Below are 24428 nucleotides of genomic sequence, written 5' to 3' on the forward strand. Positions count from 1 at the left end.
TTGCTCGAGGTCTGGCGTGCGGGAAGCATCGGGTGCATCAGCGAGCGAGGGGTGCACGAGCAGGTGGCAGCACGCTGAGCAACAGCTTCGTTGGCGCCCGGGCCGGAGACCGCCCTTCACCATTTCGACGACCTGGTGGAACAGATCGTCTACTCGCACGAGATCGGCGTCAGCAAACCTGACCTGCGAGCCTTCGAGGCCGCATGCGCCAGCCTGGAAGCGCATCCGGAGAACTGTCTTTTCATCGACGATGTTCCAGCCAACATTGAGGCCGCGCGGGTGGCGGGCATGCAGGGGTATCTGTTCGGCGACAACGCCCGGACAATCACTCGCATCGCGGCTCATCTGGACGCCGGACCCCGGGTTCCAGGGCGTGGCCCGCGCACCTTCCGTGGTGAGCGGGCCGCTGCCGCCGGCTCCTACCGACCCAAGACTGATGACGGAGGCGGGAGGGGCGTGAGGCACCCACGGAACCTCTGGCGACAAGAACTCGGAGAGGTACCCGACTCGGTCTGGCGAGAGGCCGAACTCCGCGTGCTGATCTTGCGGACAACGGACTCACGGCCCTCCCGTCACGGGCAGCTGCACCGGCTGACGACCCTGAACCTCGCCCATAACGCGGTCACGTCGATTCCCGACGCGTTGGGCAAGCTGGCGGAGCTCAGCAACTGCTCCTGCTTGCACGACAACCAGCTGTCACGGATTCCGGAAGCCGAGGGGAAGCTGACCAGGCTCGGACAAATGGGGTGAATGCTGACACAACGACGTCCGGCCCAGCGGCAAGTGGTCCCACCTGGGGCAGGCGCCGAGCAAGATACTCGGCCACGCCGACCACGGCCCGCACTTCGTTGCTGCTCGGCACCGGAACCTTGGGTTGCGAATGACAACCATTTTCATTACTCTCGGAGGGTTCGCCCGGGCCATCCGCCGGCCCGGGCGAGCCCTCCAGCAGAGGAGCGGGCTCGGACGGTGGGGCGGGTCCGGAGTTCCGCTGCCGCCCGGTCCGGCCTGCGGCAGGCCGGACCGGGCAGCGACAGAGGCAGGATCGACCGGTGACCGGCCTCAGCGCGGAGCGACCGTCAGAACTGCACGTCCGCACAGGAGTAGAAGGCGTTCGCCGTGTCGTGGACGTCCCAGACCGCAAGGATCATGTGCTTGCCGGACTTCCCGGTCGGCACGGAACCCTGGTGGTTCTCGGTCTGGTTCGGCTGCCGGCCGCCCATCCACACGGTCATGAACGGCGCCGACTCCAGGTCGGCCCGGGTCAGCGGCTTGGTGGGGTCGTAACCGTCCCTGGTGATGTAGTAGCGGAAGTCGGTCGTCCGGTGGGCGGCGGTGAAACGCCAGCTGAAAGTGAACCCCTGGCCGGCCGTCAGGTCTGTCGCCGGCCACGAACCGCCGCGGGGCTCGTCCAGCTGGGAGAACTGACCGTTGGCCCCGGAGCAGATCTGCCCGTCGGGCGGCCCGGCCTGGGGGAATCCCTTCGGACCCTCGACACTCTGCGGCTCCCAGACGATGTTTCCGCAATCGGACATGTTCCCCTGGGCGCAGTGCGCCTGACGGCTGGTGGGGGCGGTGCCGTAGCCGTGCGCGTGAGCGGTGCTGCTGGTCGCCAGCACCGAGACTGCGGCCAGGCCGAGCCCGAGTACCGCGGAGGTGATCTTTCTACGCATAGTGTTGTTCGCTCCCGACGTGGTGGGGGGTGAGCGCTCGGAGGGCAGAGGAGCCCTCTGAAGGTCTAGACCAGATGCAGCGTAAAGCCACCCCTCCGCCATGTCCAGACCAATACACCTTCCGGTCCAGACCATTCCCGTAATGAGCCGGTCCGGCGGGCATGCCGCCGCTTGCCAGCGGCCTCCGGAACGTCCCGACGATGGAGGGCCGGGACCATGCACAGCCCCAGGGCGGGCGTCAAAGCTGATCTTGAGGGTGCGATGATCTTGGTTTGTGGGACGTGGAGACCTGATGGACCAACAGTGGGCCTTTCTCCAGCTGTTGTTGCCGAGCGGCAAGCCCGGCCGACCGCCGGGATGGACCCGGCGGCAGCTGATCGACGGCATGCGGTTCCGGGTCCGTACCGGCATCCCGTGGCGGGAGACCTTCACCGCGCTGCAGGCACGGGCCGATGCCAAGGGATTGATCACCCGGGACCTCAACGTCGACTCCACGGTGTGCCGGGCCCACCAGCACACCTCTGGGCCGGGGAAGCAGGGGGACCTGCAGGAGGATCCGCCCGGCGGCATCGCCAGCGAGCCGGACGACGACGGCCTGGGCGCTCGCACGGCGGCCTAACCACCAAGCTGCGCCAGGCCACCGGGCAAGGGCAGAAACCCACGTCGGCCGTGGTCACCGCTGGGCAGCGCGGGGGACTCCCCGCAGTGCCCATCCTGGAGAAGGTCCGCGAGCGGCCATCAGCAAGTGGCTGTGCCCAGCACTCACCCGAACGGCCAAGATGGCCGCGGAGCATCAGGAAGTCATGACGGCTCGGTCGGACTCGCTGCGCAGAACGCAGAATTCGTTGCCTTCGGGATCAGCAAGGACCGCCCAGCCAGAGCTCTTCGCGCACACAGCCCGGGCACCTGGCTCTCTCGAAACACGCCCTAACGACCCAGCGCCGCCATTGCCGCGTTGTGACCGGGGATCCCGCTGACACCACCGCCGCGGACAGCTCCCGCACCGCACAGCAGGACGTTGGCGTACCCGGTCTCCACACCCCAGCGGCCCGCGGCCCCCTCCGCCCACGGAAAGGTGAGGGCACCGTGGAAGATGTTCCCGCCCGGCAGGCCCAGTTCGCGCTCCAGATCCAGGGGGCTGCTCACCTCGATGCACGGCCTCCCGTGGGCATCCCGTGCCAAACAGTCCGCGATCGGCTCGGAGAGGTGCCTGTCCAGCTCGGCAAACGTGCGGCGCAGCAGCTCGTCCCGGACCGCGTCGTGGTGCTCCGGGCTTCCCTGAAAGAGCCGCAGAGGGGTGTGCAGCCCGAAAAGTGTGAGGGTCTGATAGCCGGCACTGGCCAGTTCAGGGGAGAGTACCGTCGGGTCCGTCAGCGAATGGCAGTACAGCTCCGAGGGTGGCCGGCGCGGCAGTCGAGCCGCCACCGCTTCCCGGCGGGCGGTCTCCAGCTCCCGGTACCCTTCCGCGACATGGAAGGTCCCGGCGAAGGCCTCGCGTGGGTCGGTCCTCGGGTCCCGCAGTCCCGGCAGCCTGTGCAGCACCATGTTCACCTTCAGCTGCGCTCCTTCAGCGACCGCGGGCGGAGGATTGCCCAGCAGCTCTGCCAGGGTCCGGGGCGAAGCATTGACCAGCACCTGTCCGGCGGCGACGGACGCTTCCCGGTTGGCCGCCCGGTACGTGACCTCGGCCCGTTGCCCGTCGGTTCCGATCTCGGTGGCCTCCGCCCCGGTGACGATCTCGGCCCCGGCCGAGAGGCTTGCGGCAGCCAGCGCGTCGGTAACCGCTCCCATACCTCCCACCGGGACGTCCCAGTCACCCTTGCCGCCGCCGATGACGTGGTACAGGAAGCAGGCGTTCTGCCGCAGTGAGGAGTCGTGCGCGGAGGCGAAGGTGCCGATCAGCGCATCTGTCAGTACGAGGCCGCGCACCAGGTCGTCCTGGAAGCACTCCTCGAGCGTCTCACCGAGCGGCCGTTCGAAGAACGTTTGCCAAGCGGTCTCGTCACCGATCCGTGCCCGCAGCGCTGCCCGGCTCGGCAGCGGCTCCGTGAGGGTGGGAAACACTCGGCTCGCGAGACGCTGCGTCATGGCATGGAATTCCAGCCAGACCTGAAACTCCCTGTCCGATCCGGTGAGCCGGACGAACGCCTCCCGGGTGCGGGAGGTGCCTCCGGTGATGAGAAGCCCGCCGGGCCGGCCACTGCGCACGGTCGGCGTGTACGAGGAAACCACTCGCTTGCGCAGCGTCAGCCGCAGCCCCAGCTCCCGCACGATCTTCTGCGGAAAGAGACTGACCAGGTACGCGTACGGGGACAGCCGGGCAGCCACACCCGGGAAGATCCGGGCGGAGACCGCCGCCCCGCCGGTGTGCCCGAGCCGCTCCAGCACCAGGACCCGGCGGCCTGCGCGGGCCAGATAGGTGGCGGCGACCAAGCCGTTGTGTCCGCCGCCGACGATCACTGCGTCGTAGGACGTGTGCAGGGGCATGCCCCTTTGGTAGCACGCGGAAGCGCCCGGAGGTACCGCCGCCGCGGGCCTGTCACGACAACTGGCGGAGCCGTTCCAGGGACGGGCGGGCGTCAGGGCCGAGCCGGGCTACCGCCTTGACGATGTGCCCCGGCGGGAGTTTCCAGCGCGCCTCCGGCGGAATGGCGCGCAGCGCCTTCGCTGCCCGGGTCAGCCGTTTGGTGACGACGCCAGGGGCGGGCGCGTACCGCGAGTACAGCTTGTGACCGAACGGCGGCAGTGTGCCGTACGCGACGGCGGCTGCCTGGCTCCACAGCAGACCGCGCGCCGGGATCAGCGGTGGCGGAACCGGCGGGCGGCGCAGGAACGCGTTGACCGCCGCGGACTCCGGGGTTGCCGCGAGGCCGGGGCGCACCGCCCGGAAGTATGCGTACAGCTCGGCCGTGCTTCTGGGCACCTGAGCCGGCTCCAGTCCCACGAGCCGGGCCGCCGCCCGCTGCTCGTCGAGGTAGCGGTCGGCCTGCTCGTCGCTCAGTGGCACCCCGGAGCGGCGCGCGACGTGCAGATAGGAGTCCACCTCGGCGCAGTGAACCCACAGCAGCAGAGCCGGTTCGTCGACACGGTAGCGCTCCCCGGTAGTGGGATCGGTGGCCCACAGCCGGCGGTGGAGGCCCCGGACCCGCGCACCGGCCCGCTCCGCCTCCGCCGATGTGCCGTAGGTGATGCATCCGACGAAGGCGGCGGTCCGCAGCAGCCGTCCCCATGCGTCCTGCTGGAAGTCGGAGTTCTGGGTGACCCCGCGCACCGCGCGGGGGTGCAGCGCCTGCAGATAAAGGGCGCGTACGCCGGCGATCCACATCACCGGATCGCTGTGCACCTGCCAGGTGACGGAATCCGGCCCGAACAGCCCGTGATCCGAGTCGGCCATTGCCCCACCTCCCCTTCTCAGCGTAGCCGCCCCTACCGGAACAGTGACCACCGGGAGGCACTACCGCTTCCCCGCCGTGCGGGGCACGCACCGGCACCGCATCAACGGTACGTCGCTCCCTGCGGGCCACCGCGAGGACGCGACCCGGTGCCGGCCCGGCCTTCCCCACCGAGAACCGGCCGACGGCTCTAAGCTGGACGATTCCCACTGGTGACCGCCTGCCGAAGGAGCCCATGCACCACGACACCCCCCGGTGGACCGTGCCGGCCGACGGCCTTCCCGAGCCCCAGCCGTCCGGACAGGTCTCCCGCATTCTTCGGCTCTTCCGTCCGTACCGGTCCCGGCTGGCGGTGGTCGGATTCCTCGTCGGAGCCTCGTCCCTGGTCGCTGTCGCCTCACCCTTCCTTCTGCGGGAGATCATCGACGTGGCGCTGCCCGAGCAGCGGACCGGACTGCTCGGGCTGCTGGCTCTCGGCATGATCGTCACCGCGGTGCTGAGCAGCGTGTTCGGGGTACTCCAGACGCTGATCTCCACCAGGGTCGGTCAGCAGGTCATGCACGATCTGCGGACGGCCGTGTATGCCCGGCTGCAGCAGATGTCGCTGGCGTTCTTCACCCGCACCCGCACCGGCGAGGTCCAGTCCAGAATTGCCAACGACATCGGGGGAATGCAGGCCACCGTCACCTCCACCGCCACCTCGCTGGTGTCCAACGTGACCGCCGTGGTGGCGACCGTCGTGGCGATGCTGGCCCTGGACTGGCGGCTGACTCTGGTCTCTCTCACGCTGCTGCCGTTCTTCGTCTGGATCGCCCGCCGTGTGGGACGTGAGCGGAAGCGGATCACCACTCAGCGGCAGAAGCAGATGGCCACGATGGCCGCTGTCGTCACCGAGTCGCTGTCCGTCAGCGGAATTCTGCTCGGACGCACCATGGGCCGCGCCGACGCCCAGACCAGGGCCTTCGGAGTGGAGTCCGAGCAGCTGGTGGACCTGGAGGTGCGCTCCAGCATGGCCGGGCGCTGGCGGATGGCCACGATCGGCATGATCATGGCCGCCATCCCGGCCCTGCTGTACTGGTCAGCCGGGGTCATGTGGCAGCTCGGCGGCACCCCTCCGTCGATCGGGACTCTGGTCGCGTTCATCACCCTGCAGCAAGGGCTGCTGCGTCCGGCGGTTTCTCTGTTGTCGACCGGCGTGGAGATCCAGGCTTCCCTCGCCCTGTTCCAGCGCATCTTCGAGTACCTCGATCTGAAGCCCGACATCACCGAGCGCCCCGACCCGGTGCGTCTGGGGCGGGCCCGGGGAGCCGTCCGGTTCGAGGACGTCACCTTCCGCTACGAGCCGGACGCTGCGCCGACGCTGTCGGGCATCAGCCTGGCCATCCCCCCGGGCGGGGCACTGGCCGTCGTCGGGACCACCGGATCCGGCAAGAGCACCCTGAGCTACCTTGTGCCCCGGCTCTACGACGTGACCGAGGGGCGGGTCACCCTGGACGGTGTCGACGTGCGCGATCTTGACTTCGACTCCCTGGCCCGCTCGGTGGGGGTGGTCTCCCAGGAGACGTATCTCTTTCACGCCTCGGTCGCCGACAATCTGCGGTTCGCCAGACCGGAGGCCACGGACGCCCAGATCGAGGCCGCTGCCCGGGCCGCACAGATCCACGACCACATCGCCGGGCTCCCGGACGGCTACGACACGCTGGTCGGTGAGCGCGGATACCGCTTCTCCGGAGGCGAGAAGCAGCGCCTCGCCATCGCACGCACAATCCTGCGCGACCCTCCGGTGCTGATTCTCGACGAGGCGACCAGTGCCCTGGACACCCGCACCGAACAGGCGGTGCAGCGGGCGATCGACGCTGCCTCCGCCGGCCGTACCACGATCACCATCGCCCACCGGATGTCCACAATCCGGGAAGCGGACCAGATCGTGGTACTCAGCAACGGCCGCATCGCCGAGCGCGGCACGCATGCCGAACTGATGGCCCGGGGTGGCCGCTACGCGACCCTGGCACGCGGGGACAACCATGGCCGCGAGGCGGTGGAGGCGGTGCCCTGACGCCTTCACCCGGACCCGGCCCCTGTCAGTGTCCCCGGGCAGACTCCTCCAGCGGGAGTTCCCCGGTGACTGGCATCTCGCCCGTCGACCGGATCGTGGCCGACTCGCGGGAGGCCGCGGTCACGGTGCGGGCCCGGGTCGACAAGGAGGAGATGACGGGCATCTGCTTCCTTCGCCTGGACGGCGAGGGTCTGATCGCCTCGGTGACCGAGTACTGGCCGGAGCCGTATGAGCCTTCTGTCTCACGAGCCGGCCTTGTCGAACGGTACTGACCACACGCGGACCCGCGCGGTCAGTGGAGCAGCCCGGCCGCTCGGAGGTCGTCGAAGACCTCCCGGTCCACCGGCGCGGTGCGCTCCCGGTCCGCGAAGGTCAGCCAGGCGAGCTCCTCGATCTCACTGTTGGCCCTGAGGTCACCCCGGTGGTGGGCGGTGTAACAGGACATCTGTACCACCGTGCCCTCGCCATGTCCGTCCGCCGGGGCCCGGTAGGTGCCGAAGTACGCGATGCTCTCCGTGACCAGCGTGACCGACACCTCCTCTTTCACCTCGCGCAGGAGGGTGTCCAGGTCGCTCTCCCCCTCGTTCCGCTTGCCGCCCGGTATGTAGAAGAGCTGTCTGCCCCGGGAGCGAGTGCCCAGGATCCTTCCGTCGGCCAGGCATACCCAGGCGACCGTGTCGATGAGCGGGGCCATGGGGCCGCTTCCTCCTCGCCTCGGCGGATATCGCCGGCAGCTTACCCCTCGGCCGGATGGTCGCGGGCAGAGTCAGCGGCTGCTTCCGCTCACCGGATCTGAGCAGCCGTGGGTCCTCTGCCGGTGTGATGTCCGAGGACACCGGGCGAGCCGGGGAGATCACGGGACTTGTGGAGAACGGCTGAGGCCGGGTGCTCGGCCGACGGCGAAGCGGGCACCGGGCGGGCCGTCACCCGGCGCCCGGATCCTGCTGGAGCCGGTCAGACTCTCGGGAAGAGCACACTCGGCCTCATCGCTGGATCCGTACAGGTTGAGAAGCTTGCTGGTGGCGCTCGCAACCACCCGGATGTTCTCGCCGATCTTGGCGCCCGCCAGCGGTACCGGGGCGGATCCGCGTCCGCCCCGGCTGCGCGGACCATCCGTGGCACCTGTCCAATGCGCCGCGTGCTCTGCGGCACTTACACTCGGGGGCCATGGATCACCCACGTGTCCTCGTCTTCAGCCGCACCGCCGGCTACCGCCACACCTCGATAGCGGACGGTATCGAGGCGTTCCGCTCGCTCGGAGCCGGACACGGCTTCTCCGTCGAGACGACGGAGGACCCGGTCACGCTCGCCTCCGCGCTGCCCGGCTGCCGGGCCGTCGTCTTCCTGTCCACCAGCGGTGAGGTGCTCAACCCGGCCGCCCGGGAAGCGCTGCATGCCCACTGCACCGCGGGCGGCGGCTTCGTCGGGGTGCACGCCGCGTCGACGACGGAGGAGGACTGGCACTGGTACGGGGAACTGGTCGGGGCCCGGTTCGACGGGCACCCCGACCTGCAGCCGGGAGAAGTGGTCGTGGAGGATCACGGTCACCCGGCCACCGCGCACCTGGGGGAACGCTGGCCCTTCACCGACGAGTGGTACAACTTCCGCAGCAGCCCCCGGAGCCGGGTCCGGGTGCTTGCCTCGGCCGACGAGACGGGCTACCGGGGCGGCCGGATGGGCGTCGACCATCCGCTCGTCTGGTGCCATGAGAACACCGGCGGCCGCTCCTTCTACACCGCCCTCGGCCACACGCCCGAGAGCTACGCCGCCCCGGACTTCCGCCGGCACCTGCTGGGCGGCCTCATCTGGGCTGCGCGGCTGGACAGCTGAGCCGGGGTCGGCACTGTCTTCCCCACCCGGCACCGATCATGGAACCGCCCCCTCACCGGGGGCAGGGAAACCGGTGAGGGGGCGGAGCGTGGGGGTCAGCTCTACTGAAGCCAGGGAGAACGGGCAGCCACCGGCGTCCGGGCCCAATGGTCGGCCAGGCCCCAGGTCCGGCCTGCCGCGAAGGCCGCCAGCACCACCAGGATCAGCGCGTACACCACGTGCTGATCGATCAGCGGGTTCGGTGACATGCTCGGTGAACCGTCGGAAAGCTCCCGGGCGGGCGGCCACTCGGCCATCCACATCATCGCCATCATGAGCGAGCCCGCGATCGCTGCCATCCGCAGGCCGATACCGGCCAGCAACGCCACCCCGAGGCCGAGCATGCCGGCCATGTAGAGCCAGTCGACCCACACCGCTCCGGCCCAGGAATGAAAGGTGGACTCCAAGGGACCTGCCGACACCCGGCTGAGGTAACCCCCGGCAGGCGAACCGCCGTTGATCCAGGCATTCTCCGACCTGGTGGCGTAGCCGAGGCCGAACGCCTTGTCGAGGAAGGCCCACAGGAAGATGCCTCCCATCACCAGGCGGAGGGCGGCAAGCACTCTGGCGGCCACCGGCGCTGTCGCCGAGCCGGTGGATGGGCCGCCCGTGGTGCGGGCAGGACGGGATTGCTGATGAACAGTCATGGGGCCTGTTCCTTCCGGTGAAGTCGAGTGCGTGGGGTCTACTCCGCCCGCAGGATCAGTTCTCGCCGCCCCGGCTGATCACTTGATGGTGCGTCGTCGATCATAGCGTCAGCGGCCTTACCTGAGGAGGGCAGCCGGTCGTTTCCTCCCCTGCAAGCCCTTTCCCATGGGCCCAGCTGCCTGGGTACGAGAGCCGCCGCCGGATGGTGGCTGTGTGTTCACCGGGCATCAGTGGCACACAGTCCAGTTGGGAGCGCTCCCATCCGGCGGCGACACACTTATCGTCGTTGAGTGGCATGCCTGCGTCAAGAAGTGTGGCGTAGTAGCTTTGAACAAATTCCTGCGAACCCACACAAACCGCACCAGCGACCTCTGAGCGCAGGCAAGGAGCCGCCCCGCCGGGCAGCCGGAGCGGCTGTCGTGACCGACGGGCGTCACTCGGAGAAATGCGCACACCCCGGACCATCACGCCACCGCCCCCCGGGTGCGCCGATTGAACGCCGCACGCCGGTTGACCTCGCGATTCCAGCTGCGCAGGAGAGGGCGGCGATCCTTCCCGGCCTCGGGTTCGGGCTCGGAGGGCTTGTCCGCATGCCGGGCACGCGGGCCGGGATGTGACATGTGCGGCTCCTCTCAGCCATGTGGGAGCGCTCCCACTCGCCTGCTGAGGTCCAGCATCGAAGCGGACTGTTCAGCCGTCAATCCCCTGCGCGTTCCTGTTTCGAACGAGATAGGGACGTCTGCCGATCCGGTGCCCTGCTCTCCTGCAGGGGGTGAAGGGAGGTTGTCCCCCAACCTCCCGGCCCCTGCCGGAAAGCACTCATGGCGGCCCGTGCGGTTTCGGGACTTGAACGCTGTTCCACAGCGGACGGCCCGGTTCCCTCCGGACGCCCCCTGAGGCCGGAACCCCGCTGTTGCGCACCGGCTGCGGAGCGGCGGGACGACACTTCCTGCCCCGTCGAACGTTGCGAACCCCCGTCGGCGGGCGCTCTGCGGGAAAAGCGGTTGCTCCGCACCGGGCGACACCGCAGGCTTGCCAGGTTGCCCATCTCAACTCCGACCTGATTCCGAGATGTCATGCAGATTCGTGATCTTCCGTATTCCGATCCCGGTGACCCCGATGTGCGGTCCGGATTCCGGTTTCTGGTCTGGCTTTTCCGTCGTCAGCTGGGCGGTCAGGCCCGGGCGCTCGGCTGGGGTTCGCTCCACATGGCAGCCGTCGCCTCCCTGCCGGTGGCCATGGGCGTCGCCGTCCAGGCGGTGGTGGAAGGTTCCGGAAGACAGCTCGCCGCAGCCGGCGCGATCATGTTCGCCATCGCCGTGGTGACCACGATCGCCGACACCGCGCTGCACCGGGCCGCCGTCACCAACTGGATCACCGCGGCGGCACGAGTTCAGCAACTCCTCGCGCGCCACACCGCCGCGCTCGGCTCCCGGCTGACGCGTCGGGTAGCCGCCGGGGAGGTGGTGGCAGTCTCCACCGGCGACGTCGAGAAGATCGGCTGGTTCGTCGAGTCCTTCTCCCGGTTCGCTGCTGCCGTGATGGTCACCCTGGGCGTCTGTGCCGGCCTCCTCGTCTACGAACCACGGTTGGGGCTATTGGTCGTGGCCGGCATCACCGCCGTCGTGCTGACGGTCTTTCCGCTGCTGCCGGCCGCCACCCGACGTGCCGACCACGAGCGCACCAAGTCTGGCCGGGCGACCGAGCTGGCCTCCGACACCGTGGCCGGGCTGCGGGTGCTGCGGGGCATCGGAGGCGAAGAGCTGTTCCTGGAGCGGTACCGCCGTGCCTCGCAGGAAGTCCGCACCGCGTCCGTGCACAGCGCCCGCATGTGGGCCATGATCGAAGCGGTTCAGGTGGTGATGCCCGGCCTGCTTCTTCTCGCCGTGGTCTGGCAGGGCACCCAGCTTGCGCTGGACGGGCGGATCGGTGCCGGTGAGCTGGTGACCGTGTACGGGGCGGTGATGTTCCTGATGTTCCCGCTCCGGCTGTTCCAGGAAGCAGCGATGGCCTTCACCTTCTCCCGGCCCTCGGCCCGGCGGGCGGTGCGGGTTCTGGGGCTCCGGCGCGATGAGGTGGAGCTCGGCGCGGTGACTCCCGCAGTGCACGACGGCCCACCCTCCGGCGATCTCCGGGATCCCGCCACCGGCGTGCTGGCCCGGGAGGGCCGGCTGACGGCAGTGGTGTGTGGCGACCCGGACGCGGCTGAACGCCTTGCCGAACGGCTCGGCGGACACCCCGCCGGCGGACCCGGCGAGCCCTCCGCGGAGCTTGGGGGCACCGCGCTGGACCGGCTCCCGCTGGAGACCGCGCGCACCGCGGTGCTGGTCCAGGACAAGGATCCGGTGCTGCTCTCGGGGACGCTCACCGAGCTGCTCGGAGTCCCTCGCTCCGGCCGGGTCGGCATGCCCGAAGCGCTGGCAGCGGCGCAGTGCGCTGACGTCCTGACGGCGCTCGCCCAGGCCGCCCCGGAGGACAACGGCGACCCGATGCGCACCCGTATCACCGAGCGGGGCCGATCCCTGTCGGGCGGCCAGCGGCAGCGGCTGGCACTGGCCCGCTCGCTCATCGCTGATCCCGACGTGCTGGTGCTCGACGAGCCGACGTCTGCTGTCGACTCGCACACCGAGGCACGAATCGGTGACTCCGTCCGGTCACTGCGCTCGGGCCGCACCACCGTGGTGTTCACCTCGAGTCCGCTGCTGCTGGACCGGTCGGACGAGGTGGTGTTCGTGCACGAGGGGACAGTCGCCGCCACGGGCACGCACCGAGAGCTGTTGCGCAGCAGTGCGCAGTACCGCGCGGTCGTCACCCGGGAGACCGGAGCAGGGGCAACGCCGCCGCGCGGAGACGGATCCCCTCACCTGAACGAGTTCGCCGAGGAGTCCGCATGACTCTGTCCATCGGTGTGAAAGCACCTGAGCACGACCCGGCCGCCCATGAGCACACGACCACGCTGCCAGTGGCAGGCCGGTCCACCGTGCAGCTCTACGTCCGCGAGCTTCTGCGCCGTCACCGCCGTGCCTTCGGCCTGCTGGTGGCGGTGAACACCGTCGCCGTGGTCACCTCCATGGTGGGGCCGTACCTGCTGGGCGGGGTCGTCCAGGACCTCGCCGACGGTGTCACCGAGCTGCCCCTGGGCCGCATTCTCACTCTGTTCGCCGCCGCCCTGCTGATCCAGGCGGTCTTCGCCCGCCTGGTACGCCTGCGCGGTGCGGTGCTCGGTGAGCGGATGCTCGCCGACCTGCGCGAGGACTTCCTGGTGCGCTCCGTGCGGCTGCCGCCCGGAGTGCTGGAGCGGGCCGGCACGGGAGATCTCCTCGCCCGCATCAACACGGACATCGACCGACTCGCCCAGGCCATGCGGGAGGCCGTCCCGCAGCTCGCGATCGCCACGGTGTGGGTGCTGCTGCTGGTTGCCGGCATCGTCCTCACGGCACCGCCCCTGGGGCTGGGCGTGCTCATCGCGCTGCCGGTGCTGCTTGCGGGCTGTCGCTGGTACTACCGCCGGGCCCCCGCCGGCTACCGGGCCGAGGCCGCCGGCTATGCAGCGGTCGCCGGAGCGCTCGCTGAGACCGTGGACGCCGGACGAACCGTCGAGGCACATCGCCTGGAGCGTGAGCGGGTGGCGCTCTCCGAGCGGCGGATCAAGACCTGGACGGCATGGGAACGCTATACGCTGTGGCTGCGCTCCGTGCTGATCCCGACGATCAACGTCTACCACGCGCTGATCATCAGCGGAGTGCTGCTCATCGGCGGCACGTTCGTGCTCCAGGGCTGGATGACGGTGGGCCAGCTCACCACCGGAGCCCTACTGGCCCAGATGCTCATCGAGCCGGTCAGCATGATCCTTCGCTGGTTCGACGAACTGCAGGTGGCTCGGGTGTCGCTCGCCAGGCTGGTGGGCGTGCGGGAGATCGAGGGGGACGCCGGTGACGCGTCGCTGACCCCTAAGGGCCGGGATCTGCGGGCGGAGGAGGTGCGCTTCGGGTACCTGGCCGGCAGGGACGTGTTGCACGAGGTGTCCCTGCGGGTGCCGCCCGGCACCCGGGTCGCCCTCGTGGGTCCGTCGGGAGCCGGCAAGTCCACGCTGGGGCGGCTGCTCGCCGGCATCTACGCTCCGCGGACCGGCGAGGTGACGCTGGGCGGCGCACGGCTGGCGGACATGCCCGCGGAGCAGGTGCGCGTGCAGGTGGCCCTGGTGAACCAGGAACACCACGTATTCGTCGGGCCACTGCGGGACAACCTGCTGCTGGCCCGTGCGGACGCGGAGGATCCCGAACTCTGGGCGGCACTGGCCGCAGTGGGCGCCGATGGGTGGGCGAGGGCGCTGCCGGACGGGCTGCACAGCGAGGTCGGCTCAGGCGGGCTCGCCGTCTCCCCCGCACAGGCTCAGCAGATCGCACTGGCCCGGCTGGTGCTTGCGGATCCGCCCACGCTGGTGCTCGACGAGGCGACGTCTCTGCTCGACCCTCGGGCCGCACGTCATCTGGAGCGTTCACTGGCGAAGGTGCTCGAGGGGCGCACGGTGATCGCGATCGCGCACCGGCTGCACACCGCGCACGATGCCGATGTGATCGCGGTGGTGGAGGAGGGCCGGATCACGGAGCTGGGCAGCCATGACGAACTGGTGGCCGCTGAGGGGGCCTACGCCGCGCTCTGGCGCTCCTGGCACAGCTGACGGTCGGGGGTCCCGGGTCTTCCCCAGCTGTTTCCGGCCCCTGGACCACACCGCACGGTCAGAGGCCGGTGTGGTCCAGGGGGTTGGTCAGGAGGCGGGTGAACGCGAGTTCTGCGGCGCCGTTGAGCAGAGTGTCGTTGCCGAGTCGGCAGACCCGGAATCGCGTGCTCTCCCGGACCGCCGCGAGGGCATGGCTGTTGATCCGGCTGCGGATCTGCGCGGCGGCACTGAGGTAGATGTCGGGAAGGTTGCCACCGAAGATGACAGTGGCCGGGTTGTAGAGGTTGACGAGATTCGCGATGCCGATGGCAAGCCAGTCACCCACGGCATGCAGGGCGGCGCGAGCCGTGACGTCGCCACGGTCCGCCGCCTCGACGATCTGCTGCACCGCCTTCCGGCCGGTGGTTGAGTGGTGCTGCCGGTGAGCGGCTTCCAGTAGCGCGTTCTGCCCGGCTTCGGCTTCGAGGCAGCCGCGGGAGCCGCAGCTGCAGCGTCTGCCGTTCCTGGGGTTGACCAGCATGTGACCGACTTCGCCGCCGTACCCCTGGTGCCCGCGCAGCAACCGTCCCCCGGAGATGATGCCGCCTCCGATCCCGATGTCGCCGTGGAGGTAGATCAGGTCCTGGAGGCCGGTGCCCGCGCCGCGGAGGTGTTCGGCGAGGGCGCCGAGGTTGGATTCGTTGTCCAGCAGGACCGGTGAGTCCAGACCGAGCCTGCGGGTGAGAGCGCCGCCGAAGTCCTCGTCGAGCCAGCCGATGTTGGGGGCGGAGCGGACCAGGCCGTCCGGGTGACGCACCATGCCGCGTACTGCCGCTGCGGCTCCCGCACAGACGGAGTCCGCCGGGGCCGCGGCCGTCATCTCCCCGGCGTAGCCGGCAAGGATGGCGACTGCCTGGCCGGGGTCGCGGCCGATCTCGGGTGAGGTGGTCTCCCGTCGGTCGAGGAAGACGCCGCCGAGCCCTACGCGGGCGGCTGCCAGGTAGTCCACTCCGACATCGAAGGCGAGGACGTGCACCCGATGGGATTCGGGTTGTACGACCAGGGAGGGCCGGCCTGCCCGGCCGGTCTCGCGTGGGAGTTCCTCACGGACCAGGCCGGCGCTGCTCAGTTCGCTGACCAACGCCAGGATGGTGCTGCGGTTCAGCCCCATGCGGTCGGCGAGCACGGCCCGGGAAGCGGGCCCCCCGAGATGGATGTGGCGGAGCAGTGTGCTGAGGTTCTGCCGCCGTATCTCCTCCTGCGAGGGGCCGGCTCTCATCGTGCTCCGACCTCAATGTCGTACGGCTCGTCGGCGGGACACGGCGTCCACACCGGCGGCGATCAGCAGAACAGATCCGGTGACAGCGTACTTGACGCCGGAGCTGTACCCCATCAGCCCCATGCCGTTCTGGATGACGGCGACGACCATGCCGCCGAGTACGGCGTTGACAAGGCGGCCACGGCCGCCGAAGAGGCTCGTCCCGCCGATGACCGCGGCACCGACCGCCAGCAGCAGGACATTGCTGCCGCCGGTGTTGGGGTCCACCGAGTGTCCCCGGGAAGCGGCGATGATGCCGCCGACCGCTGCGAGGGAGGAGCAGATGACAAACGCGGAGACGCGGATGGCGGTGACGTTGATCCCGGCCCGGCGGGCGGCTTCCTGGCTGCCGCCGACGGCGTAGATGTGCAGGCCGAAGGAGGTGCGGCTGAGCACGAAGGTGCCGGCGACGAGGAGCACGGCGATGACCGGCACCACGATGGGCACGCCCTTGACCGAGTCGACGAGGACGTTGCGGCTGCGCTCCTGGTTGAGCAGGTGGACGGCGAGCGCGCCGAGTACGGCGAGCGAGCCGATGCGGAAGGCGAGCAGGGCCGGCGGGGTGACGGTGAGTCCGCGCCGGCGCCGGTTGTTGGTCTGGCGCAGCTGGATTCCCGCGTAGACGCCGACGCTCAGCGCCAGGAGCGCCCAGGAGACCCCGGGAGCGAGGTTGCTGTTGGCAATGGCGATGACCGTCGGGTCGCTGATGGAGATGTTGGTGCCTTCTTTGAGCAGCATCAGCACCACGCCCTGGAAGGCGAGGAACGCGGCCAAGGTGACGACGAAGGAGGGTATGCCGACCCTTGACACCAAGAGGCCCAGCACCAGGCCGATGACCATGCCGGTGAGTACCGCGGCCAGGATCGCCATGTACCAGGGCCATCCCTGGTCGGTGAGCAGGATGGCCAGGACCGCGGCGCAGACACCGCTGGCGAAGCCTGCCGACAGGTCGATTTCGCCCAGGAGGAGCACGAAGACCAGACCCATGGCGATGGCGATGCTTCCAGCCCCCTGGGTGAGGAGGTTGGCGAAGTTGAGGTTGGACAGGAAGACCGGGCGCAGGATCGCGAAGAACAGGCAGAGTACGACGAGGCCGAGGATCGCGGGGAGGGAGCCGAGTTCGCCGCCGCGCAGCCGGTCGACGTAGTTCCGGGCGACGGCGCCCATTCCCGGCGTCTTCAACGGGGGGAGTTCAGTGCTCCGGTCCTTCTTCAGGGCGGTGGTCATGCGGTTGCTCCGTTGGTGGTGGTGAGGCCCAGATCCCCACTGCGGCCGGAAGTGATCAGTTCGACGACCTGTGCGTGGGTGACGTCGGTGGTCCTGACCTGGGCCGCCATCCGGCCCAGGTAGAGCGCGGCGATCCGGTCGGAGACGGCGAAGACGTCGTTCAGGTTGTGGGAGATGAGCACGACGGTCAGTCCCTTGTCGGCGAGCCTGCGGACCAGCTCCAGTACCTGGGCGGTCTGTGCGACGCCGAGGGCGGCGGTCGGCTCGTCCAGGATGACGACCTTGCTGTTCCACAGCACAGCCTTGGCGATGGCCACCGTCTGGCGCTGACCGCCGGAAAGGCTGGAGACCTGCTGGCGGACGGATTGGACGGTCCGGACCGAAAGCCCTGCGAGGGTCTGGGCAGCCATTTCCTCCATGGTGGCCTCGTCCAGGATCAGGCCGCTGCGGATTTCCCGGCCCAGGAACATGTTCTGCACGATGTCGAGGTTGTCGCACAGTGCCAGGTCCTGGTAGACGATTTCGACGCCGAGGGCGGCGGCGTCCCGGGGACTGTGCATCTGGATCTGTTCACCCTCGAACCGGTACTCGCCTGCGTCGAAGGAGTGGATACCGCCGATGCACTTGACCAGGGTGGACTTGCCGGCACCGTTGTCGCCGACGAGGGCGGTCACTTCTCCGGGGTAGGCGCTGAGGGCCACGTCGTGCAGGACCTGCACGGGGCCGAAGCTCTTGTCGATCCCACGCAGTTCCAGGATCGGGGTCACGGTCATGAGGGGAGGGCTCCTCGGGTTCGTGAGGGCTGCGGGTCCCGGGCGGACGTGCCCGGGACCCGCAGCCGGTCGGTCCGGCCGGTCTGGACTACTTGATGCCGGCCTCTTCGCAGAGGGCGGCGTACTCCCCCGTGCAGAGCTCTTCCTTGGTCACGAAGCCGTCGTCCACGACGTCCTTGACGTTGTCCTTGAAGATGGCCACCGGGACCTCCAGGACCGAGGGGACCTCACGGCCGCCCTCCGGGTCCTCGACGGTCGCGTTGGTCTCGGCCTCCTCACCCTTGGCGAGGGAGACCGCGAGCCGGGCTGCGGCGTCGGCTTCCTGCTTGATCGCCTTGTAGACGGTCATGCACTGATCGCCGGAGAGGATGTTCTGCAGTCCCTGCACGGTGGCGTCCTGGCCGGTGACCGGGACTTCACCGTTGCGGTTCTGCTTGCGCAGGACGGCGATGGCTGCGTTGCCCAGACCGTCGTTGGCGGCGAGGACGCCGTCGATACCGGGCTCACTGGTGAGCATCTGTTCGAAGATCGTGCCGCCCTCGGCGTTGTCCCAGTCCGGGACCGACTGGTCGGGGCCCTTGATGTACTCACCGGAGTCGTACTTGGGGTCGAGGACGCTGTTGTAGCCCTCGGCGAAGAGAGAGGCGTTGTTGTCGGTCGGGGAGCCGTTGAGTTGCGCGATGATCGGCTCCTCCAGGCCCTTCTCCTCCAGGCAGGTGACCAGGCCTTCACCCTGCAATGTGCCGACCGCTGTGTTGTCGAAGCTGACGTAGTACTGAGCGGAGCCGCCGAGGGTGAGCCGGTCGTAGTCGATGGTGGCCACGCCCTGCGACTTGGCCTTGTCCAGCACGGCCTTGCCGGTGCCGCTGTCCAGGTTCACTATCACCAGTACGTTGACGCCACTGGTGATCATCTGGTCCGCGATTGTCTGGAAGTCCTGCTTGTCACCCTGCGCGTTCTGGATGTCGTAGTCCACGCCCTCGGCCTCGAATGCCTCGGAGAGGTACTTGCGGTCGGCGGTCTCCCAGCGGGCGGAGGACTTGCTGTCCGGGAGGATCACGCCGATCTTGGGCTTGCTGTCGTCGTTGTCGGAGCTGCCGCTCGACGAGGAGTCCCCGCAGGCGGTGACCGAGGCGAGCAGTGTCGCCGAAGCGACGGTGAGGAGGAGTCCCTTGCGCATGGCAGGGTCCTTTCTGGGGGTGCGACGGGACGACCGTCCGCACGGGGTCATGGAGAAATGAGGGGAACGAGCGCTCCTGGCCGATCTGCCGGTTCTCGGTGGATCCACCCAGTTGAATGTTGTGAGCGGGAACTTATGGCCCGGCGGGCCGTCCGCGCCACCCCTGGGACCGCACGATTCGTTGGGAGCCATAACAATCAGGTGACACCGCCGAAACCCGGGCATGGCGAAGAGCCGGCGCACCACCGGTCAGACGCGCTCACAGCCCTTACTCCAGGGCTCCTCTGGACGGAGGCAGGACCCCGGCGTGGAGCCTCAGCCGGCCGGACACCGGGCACGGGGGCGTGTGCGGAGCAGCGTCGAGCCATCGGAGAAGGGGCCGCCGTTACGGGGCTGCACCGGCACAGAGTGTCGCCGGGGACCGCGCGCAGCGTCATCTCTGCCGAACGGGGGTGGCCCGCAGTTGACCGTCCGCCTCCTCACCGGCATGAGGTCGCCCCGCGAGGGTCCCGCAGCTATGCGGCCAGAACGAGGGCTCCCACACCGCTGGCGGCACCGACGATCATGAAGACCGGCATCAGCACCTTGTTCTCGACCCAGGCGCCCGCCCGGAAGCGCATGAAACGGGGCGTGCCCAGGGCGTACCAGCGGCGGCCTCTGATCGGCAGGGGCCACAGCATCGGGCATCCGGAGATGGTGAGGGAGTCGCCGATCGTGTGCACGATGGCGCCCAGCACGATGGGAAGGCCGATCCAGAGATACTCCTGGCCCGGGAAAAGCCAGTCCGATCCCATTCCCGGGCGGTCCATGATGTTGGCGATCATCCAGGCGCTGGTCGCGCCGAGCAGCCAGACCAGCACATCACTCGAGGCCCGGGCATGCCGCCACAGCAGCCCCTCGACAGCCAGGACCATGTGGATGAAGAGGATGACCAGGACGGCCCAGCGGCCCCAGTGGACCGCTGCGGCGGAGAAGCCGGCCCCGACCAGGACTGCCCACACCCAGGTGTGGGTGAGCGTGCGGTGGCCCCCGGTGCGGCGACGTTCTCCCTTGCCGCGGGTGAGGTTGTAGACCGTGACCGACAACTTGTCGATGATCCCGGCGAGGAAGCGGGAGATCGGGCCGAACGCCCGGGAGATGGTCGCGGACTTCTGGTCGAGATCCGGGGCGAGCGCCGCTCCCGCACAGATCAGCGTGCCGGCCACCAGCACCGTCCACGGCATGGGGCGGTCGGCGACAGCTGCCGCGAGCCCGACCCCCAGCCAGGCCATCGCGCCGGACAGTGAGTGCGCCGGTCCCATCATGACTGCGCCCCGCCCCTTCTTCATCCCACAGCAGATGCTGCCCCGTGCCCAGTTGAGTTCTGGCCCAGGCGGCACAGCGTAGCGTCATGTGATCTTCGTATGACCAGTCGGTTCCCGCTCCCGTGCCGGTGCAGGCAAGATGGGCAGGTGACCCTTATCGATCAGATGCCTGCGACCAGCGACCCCGATGCCCTCTTCGACACTTTCTCGTCCTGGGCCGAGGAGCGGGGGATCTCTCTCTATCCCGCTCAGGAGGAGGCGCTGATCGAGGTCGTCTCGGGGGCCAATGTCATTCTCTCCACGCCGACCGGATCAGGAAAGTCCCTGGTGGCGGCCGGTGCGCACTTCGCCGCGCTGGCCGCGGACAAGGTCACCTTCTACACCGCGCCGATCAAGGCCCTGGTGTCGGAGAAGTTCTTCGAACTGTGCAAGCTCTTCGGGACCGAGAACGTCGGGATGCTGACCGGCGACGCGGCGGTCAACGCCGACGCACCGGTGATCGCCTGCACCGCCGAGGTGCTTGCGTCCATCGCGCTGCGGGACGGGGCCTCGGCCGACATCGGTCAGGTGGTGATGGACGAGTTCCATTTCTACGCGGAGCCGGACCGGGGCTGGGCCTGGCAAATCCCGCTGCTGGAGCTGCCGCAGGCACAGTTCATCCTGATGTCCGCAACACTGGGTGACATGTCCCGGTTCGAGGAGGACCTGACCCGGCGCACGGGGCGGCCCACCACCGTGGTGCGTTCCGCTACCCGGCCGGTGCCGCTGAGCTACGAGTACCGCACCTCGACGCTCACCGAGACCCTGACCGAGCTACTGGAAACGCACCAATCGCCGGTCTATATCGTGCACTTCACCCAGGCACAGGCGGTGGAGCGCGCGCAGGCCCTGATGAGCATCAACATGTGCACGCGGGCCGAGAAGGACGAGATCGCCCAGCTGATCGGCAGCTTCCGGTTCACCACGAAGTTCGGCCAGAGCCTCTCGCGCTTCGTCCGGCACGGCATCGGAGTGCACCATGCCGGCATGCTGCCGAAATACCGGAGACTGGTGGAACGGCTCGCCCAGGCCGGCCTGCTCAAGGTCATCTGCGGCACGGACACGCTCGGGGTGGGGGTGAACGTCCCGATCCGCACGGTGCTGTTCACCGCACTCGCGAAGTACGACGGGAACCGGGTGCGCACACTGCGGGCCCGGGAGTTCCACCAGATCGCCGGACGTGCCGGGCGGGCCGGGTTTGACACCGCGGGATTCGTCGTGGCCCAGGCTCCCGAACACGTCGTGGAGAACGAGAAGGCACTAGCCAAGGCCGGTGACGACCCCAAGAAGCGGCGCAAGGTGGTGCGAAAGAAGGCCCCCGAGGGCTTCGTCGGGTGGAGCGAGGAGGGCTTCCGGAAACTGATCGCTTCCGATCCCGAGCCCCTGACCTCTCGGTTCCGGGTCACCCACACCATGCTGCTGTCCGTCATCGCCCGGCCGGGCAATGCCTTCGAGGCGATGCGCCGGCTCCTGGAGGACAACCACGAACCGCGTCGGCAGCAGCTGCGGCACATCCGGCGGGCGATCGCCATCTACCGCTCGCTGCTGGACGGCGGCATCGTCGAGGAACTGGACGAGCCCGACTCCCAGGGCCGCATCGTCCGCCTCACCGTGGACCTCCAGGCGGACTTCGCGCTCAATCAGCCGCTGTCCACCTTCGCCCTGGCCTCCTTCGAACTGCTGGACCCCGACTCCCCCTCCTACGCGCTGGACATGGTGTCGGTGGTGGAGTCCACCCTCGACGATCCCCGGCAGATTCTGGCTGCCCAGCAGAACAAGGCCCGCGGCGAGGCGGTCGCGCAGATGAAGGCGGACGGGGTGGAGTACGAGGACCGGATGGAGCGGCTGATGGAGATCCGTCATCCGCAGCCCCTGGAAGAGCTGCTGTTCCATGCCTACGGGGTGTACCGGAAGAGTCATCCCTGGGTCGGTGATCACAGGCTGTCGCCGAAGTCAGTGGTCCGCGACATGTACGAGCGCGCCATGACCTTCTCCGAGTTCGTCTCGCACTACGAACTCGCACGGACCGAGGGCATCGTGCTGCGGTACCTGGCCGGCGCGTACAAAGCCCTGGAGCACACCGTTCCGGACGACCTGAAGTCCGAGGACTTCCAGGACATCACCGCCTGGCTGGGCGAGCTGGTACGGCAGGTGGACTCCAGCCTGCTCGACGAGTGGGAGCAGTTGGCGAATCCGGCCGAGGAGGACGTATCGGAAGCCCAGGACCGCGCCGACCAGGTCAAGCCGGTCACCACGAACTCCCGTGCCTTCCGCGTCCTGGTACGCAACGCCCTGTTCCGCAGGGTCGAGCTCGCCGCCCTGGACAAGGTCGAGGAGCTGGGGACGCTGGACTCCGACGCCGGGTGGGATGCCGACGCCTGGGGCGAGGCCATGGACGCCTACTGGGAGGAACATGAGGATCTGGGCACCGGGCCGGACGCGCGCGGGCCGAAGCTGCTGCGCATCGAGGAGGTGCCCGAGGACCGGCTGTGGCGGGTGCGGCAGGCGTTCCTCGACCCCGCGGAGAATCTCGACTGGGGCATCTCCGCCGAAGTGGATCTGACGGCCTCGGACGCCGAGGGCCGCGCCGTACTCAGAGTCACGGATGTCGGACGGCTCTGAGCGCGGGCCGGGCGGGCGCTGACGCCCCGGGCGCCCTCGTACGGTGGCGCCTCCGCCGGGCGCCACCGTGGCCGCCGGACCGCCTCCGGCACGCGGGGACCCCGTCGCTCCCGCCCGGTGGAAGCGGTCCGCTCGGGACGCGTCCCTAAGGGGCTTCCCGGGAGGCCAGGCCCATGTGCTCACCGACTTTGTTGACCAGCAGTGTCATCTCATAGCCGACCTGTCCGATGTCCGCCTCGGGACCGGTGAGCACACACAGGCAGCTGCCGTCACCGGCGGCGGTCACGAAGAGCACGCCATCGTCGAAATCGATCATTGTCTGCCGGACATCCCCGCACCTGAAGTGCTGTCCGACCCCTCTGGCCAGGCTGTGCAGGCCGGAGGAGACCGCTGCCAGATGCTCGGCGTCGGCGCGGTCCAGGCTCTTGCTCGCGGACGTGACCAGACCGTCGCTGGACAGGAGCAGGACGTGACGCACTCGGGGCAGACGCTGCCCCAGGTCGTCCAGCAGCCAGTCGAGAGTGGTGCCCAGTGCCATCCTCAGCTCCCCGTGTTCGTATGGTGACCGCCGCTCCAGCCTTCCCCACGGGGCCGCTCCCTACAACCACTCCGGAGCACCGCTATCCGGAACGCCCGCCGCCGCTTTCTCGCGCTGCGCATGCCCGCCCAGCTCCCGCCCTGCTCGTCGCCCTGCCGGCGGACTCTCGACGGACGGCTGCCGGATGGCTAATGTCGAACGCACTCGGACGAACGAGGGAGGCCGCCGTGGACACGACGGAGACGGACGGCACCGCCGAGGACGAGCTCTACGTGCTGACCGCGGTCCTGCTGACGCCCGCCCGGTTCCCCGCGGTGCTCGGTGACGACTACCCCGAGGCATGTGCGGCGCTGGCCCTCGAGGCTTACGCCGAGGGCTACGGTCTGCTGCTGGGCCAGGACGGCACGGGTGCCCGGTGGACGGTCGCGATCGAGGACGTCACCCTGACCGCCTGCGCCATCGCCGCTTGGGACTGCGGAATGTCCTACGACCTCTCCCCGGACGAGAACACCGTCGCGGCGGTCCTCCCCGGCTGGCCACTGGCACTGAGTGTCCGGGCCCCCGGTGTGCCTGCCCCCCACGACCCGGTGCCGGATCCGGGCCATGACTTCGGCTGCCCGCTCCTCACCGCACCGGACCCCGAGAAGTGGGGCCCCGCGCAGCGCCGGCTGGGTGCGGACGAGATCGCATTGCAGTGGACACAGTGGCGGGAGCAGGTGTCGGCGGAGGCGGAGTTCATCCAGCCCGGCGAGGCGCAGGACGAGGACTCCCCGGAGGAGGGCGAGGACGCGAGAGGACCGGAGAGCCGCCCGGCCCGGGTGGCCGTGCGGCATGCGCTGGGACAGGCACGGGCGTACCTGGATTCACCGCCTCCGCCCGGCCGGGTCCGCTCGTCCTTCGCCTCCGAGGACGCCCGCACCCTCCGGGCCGACGGGCCGGGCTGGAGTCTGGTCGCCCGGACGGACGACATCGCCTTCGTGCTTCTGGACGAGAAGCCGAAGGAAATTCTCCCCGTGGAGCGGGGGCCGGAACTGCCCGGCCTCCTCACCCGGCTCGATGCCCTCGCGCTGCGTCCCGAGCACAGCTGAGGATTCCGCGCCCCGGCAGGCCGGTGCAGCCCGCGGGAAGC

At 69.2% G+C, this 24428-nt stretch carries 21 protein-coding genes and 1 pseudogene; 9 read left to right on the forward strand and 13 right to left on the reverse strand.

Annotation, left to right across the window (positions count from 1 at the left end):
• The first annotated feature begins 135 nt into the window (after positions 1 to 135).
• Positions 136 to 750 (forward strand): HAD-IA family hydrolase, encoded by a 615-nt coding sequence (locus PJ985_RS23400; RefSeq protein WP_443033556.1) that lies wholly within the window; start codon positions 136 to 138, stop codon positions 748 to 750.
• A gap of 329 nt (positions 751 to 1079) precedes the next feature.
• Here the strand turns inward: PJ985_RS23400 and PJ985_RS21250 are convergent, their stop codons facing one another.
• On the reverse strand, positions 1080 to 1673 hold the full coding sequence (locus PJ985_RS21250; protein WP_271685490.1) for a lytic polysaccharide monooxygenase auxiliary activity family 9 protein: 594 nt from the start codon (positions 1671 to 1673) through the stop codon (positions 1080 to 1082).
• 292 nt (positions 1674 to 1965) lie between these two features.
• On the opposite strand from PJ985_RS21250, the gene PJ985_RS21255 reads away from it, so the two are divergent.
• Entirely contained in the window at positions 1966 to 2292 is a 327-nt protein-coding gene (locus tag PJ985_RS21255) for a transposase (RefSeq protein ID WP_271685491.1), read from the forward strand.
• 174 nt (positions 2293 to 2466) lie between these two features.
• On the opposite strand, the pseudogene PJ985_RS21260 reads toward PJ985_RS21255, so the two are convergent.
• From PJ985_RS21260 to PJ985_RS21270, 3 genes and pseudogenes are all read right to left on the reverse strand, one after another.
• Positions 2467 to 2553 (reverse strand): annotated as a pseudogene (locus tag PJ985_RS21260) (VOC family protein); the annotation flags it as partial.
• Positions 2554 to 2600: 47 nt separating this feature from the next.
• Positions 2601 to 4160 carry a phytoene desaturase family protein gene (locus PJ985_RS21265; protein ID WP_271685492.1) on the reverse strand — a complete coding sequence of 520 codons (1560 nt, stop codon included), beginning with the start codon at positions 4158 to 4160 and terminating at the stop codon, positions 2601 to 2603.
• Positions 4161 to 4212: 52 nt separating this feature from the next.
• Positions 4213 to 5067, reverse strand: a complete 855-nt coding sequence (locus PJ985_RS21270; protein ID WP_271685493.1) for an oxygenase MpaB family protein — start codon at positions 5065 to 5067, stop codon at positions 4213 to 4215.
• Between the two features lie 233 nt (positions 5068 to 5300).
• Between PJ985_RS21270 and PJ985_RS21275 the strand changes: the two genes are divergently transcribed.
• Both PJ985_RS21275 and PJ985_RS21280 read left to right on the forward strand, forming a co-directional pair.
• The gene (locus PJ985_RS21275; protein ID WP_271685494.1) at positions 5301 to 7121 is read left to right on the forward strand and encodes an ABC transporter ATP-binding protein; all 1821 of its coding nucleotides are present in this window, start codon (positions 5301 to 5303) and stop codon (positions 7119 to 7121) included.
• Positions 7122 to 7186: 65 nt separating this feature from the next.
• Positions 7187 to 7393 carry a hypothetical protein gene (locus PJ985_RS21280; RefSeq protein WP_271685495.1) on the forward strand — a complete coding sequence of 69 codons (207 nt, stop codon included), beginning with the start codon at positions 7187 to 7189 and terminating at the stop codon, positions 7391 to 7393.
• Positions 7394 to 7413: 20 nt separating this feature from the next.
• Here the strand turns inward: PJ985_RS21280 and PJ985_RS21285 are convergent, their stop codons facing one another.
• Positions 7414 to 7815: an NUDIX hydrolase gene (locus tag PJ985_RS21285; RefSeq protein ID WP_271685496.1), complete on the reverse strand. Its 402-nt coding sequence runs from the start codon at positions 7813 to 7815 to the stop codon at positions 7414 to 7416.
• A gap of 473 nt (positions 7816 to 8288) precedes the next feature.
• Here PJ985_RS21285 and PJ985_RS21290 point away from each other — a divergent pair, with 473 nt between their 5' ends.
• A complete protein-coding gene (locus tag PJ985_RS21290; RefSeq protein WP_271685497.1) occupies positions 8289 to 8951 on the forward strand; it encodes a ThuA domain-containing protein in 663 nt (220 codons plus the stop codon).
• 101 nt (positions 8952 to 9052) lie between these two features.
• Here the strand turns inward: PJ985_RS21290 and PJ985_RS21295 are convergent, their stop codons facing one another.
• Both PJ985_RS21295 and PJ985_RS21300 read right to left on the reverse strand, forming a co-directional pair.
• The gene (locus PJ985_RS21295) at positions 9053 to 9637 is read right to left on the reverse strand and encodes a hypothetical protein (protein WP_271685498.1); all 585 of its coding nucleotides are present in this window, start codon (positions 9635 to 9637) and stop codon (positions 9053 to 9055) included.
• Between the two features lie 465 nt (positions 9638 to 10102).
• Entirely contained in the window at positions 10103 to 10258 is a 156-nt protein-coding gene (locus tag PJ985_RS21300; RefSeq protein WP_271685499.1) for a hypothetical protein, read from the reverse strand.
• Between the two features lie 456 nt (positions 10259 to 10714).
• Between PJ985_RS21300 and PJ985_RS21305 the strand changes: the two genes are divergently transcribed.
• Complete coding sequence (locus tag PJ985_RS21305) at positions 10715 to 12532, forward strand: ABC transporter transmembrane domain-containing protein (RefSeq protein WP_271685500.1); 1818 nt, start codon at positions 10715 to 10717, stop codon at positions 12530 to 12532.
• Positions 12529 to 14319 carry an ABC transporter ATP-binding protein gene (locus PJ985_RS21310; RefSeq protein WP_271685501.1) on the forward strand — a complete coding sequence of 597 codons (1791 nt, stop codon included), beginning with the start codon at positions 12529 to 12531 and terminating at the stop codon, positions 14317 to 14319. The genes PJ985_RS21305 and PJ985_RS21310 overlap by 4 nt, the downstream gene beginning before the upstream one ends.
• A 58-nt stretch (positions 14320 to 14377) precedes the next feature.
• Here PJ985_RS21310 and PJ985_RS21315 read toward each other — a convergent pair whose 3' ends face one another.
• The 5 genes from PJ985_RS21315 to PJ985_RS21335 form a co-directional block, all read right to left on the reverse strand.
• Entirely contained in the window at positions 14378 to 15577 is a 1200-nt protein-coding gene (locus PJ985_RS21315) for an ROK family transcriptional regulator (protein WP_271685502.1), read from the reverse strand.
• Positions 15578 to 15589: 12 nt separating this feature from the next.
• Positions 15590 to 16843 carry a sugar ABC transporter permease gene (locus PJ985_RS21320; protein ID WP_271685503.1) on the reverse strand — a complete coding sequence of 418 codons (1254 nt, stop codon included), beginning with the start codon at positions 16841 to 16843 and terminating at the stop codon, positions 15590 to 15592.
• Positions 16840 to 17616, reverse strand: a complete 777-nt coding sequence (locus tag PJ985_RS21325) for an ATP-binding cassette domain-containing protein (RefSeq protein ID WP_271685504.1) — start codon at positions 17614 to 17616, stop codon at positions 16840 to 16842. Before PJ985_RS21325 ends, PJ985_RS21320 begins: the two co-directional genes overlap by 4 nt.
• 88 nt (positions 17617 to 17704) lie before the next feature.
• On the reverse strand, positions 17705 to 18796 hold the full coding sequence (locus PJ985_RS21330; protein ID WP_271685505.1) for a sugar ABC transporter substrate-binding protein: 1092 nt from the start codon (positions 18794 to 18796) through the stop codon (positions 17705 to 17707).
• A 515-nt stretch (positions 18797 to 19311) separates the two neighbouring features.
• Positions 19312 to 20100, reverse strand: a complete 789-nt coding sequence (locus tag PJ985_RS21335; RefSeq protein WP_271685506.1) for a metal-dependent hydrolase — start codon at positions 20098 to 20100, stop codon at positions 19312 to 19314.
• Between the two features lie 147 nt (positions 20101 to 20247).
• Here PJ985_RS21335 and PJ985_RS21340 point away from each other — a divergent pair, with 147 nt between their 5' ends.
• Positions 20248 to 22761: a DEAD/DEAH box helicase gene (locus PJ985_RS21340; RefSeq protein WP_271685507.1), complete on the forward strand. Its 2514-nt coding sequence runs from the start codon at positions 20248 to 20250 to the stop codon at positions 22759 to 22761.
• A gap of 145 nt (positions 22762 to 22906) precedes the next feature.
• On the opposite strand, the gene PJ985_RS21345 is transcribed toward PJ985_RS21340, so the two are convergent.
• Positions 22907 to 23299: a roadblock/LC7 domain-containing protein gene (locus tag PJ985_RS21345; protein ID WP_271685508.1), complete on the reverse strand. Its 393-nt coding sequence runs from the start codon at positions 23297 to 23299 to the stop codon at positions 22907 to 22909.
• A gap of 191 nt (positions 23300 to 23490) precedes the next feature.
• On the opposite strand from PJ985_RS21345, the gene PJ985_RS21350 reads away from it, so the two are divergent.
• Positions 23491 to 24387, forward strand: a complete 897-nt coding sequence (locus tag PJ985_RS21350) for a hypothetical protein (RefSeq protein ID WP_443033559.1) — start codon at positions 23491 to 23493, stop codon at positions 24385 to 24387.
• Positions 24388 to 24428: the final 41 nt, after the last annotated feature.

Origin of the sequence: Streptomyces sp. ACA25, assembly GCF_028200735.1 — a bacterium.
Classification (GTDB): domain Bacteria; phylum Actinomycetota; class Actinomycetes; order Streptomycetales; family Streptomycetaceae; genus Streptomyces.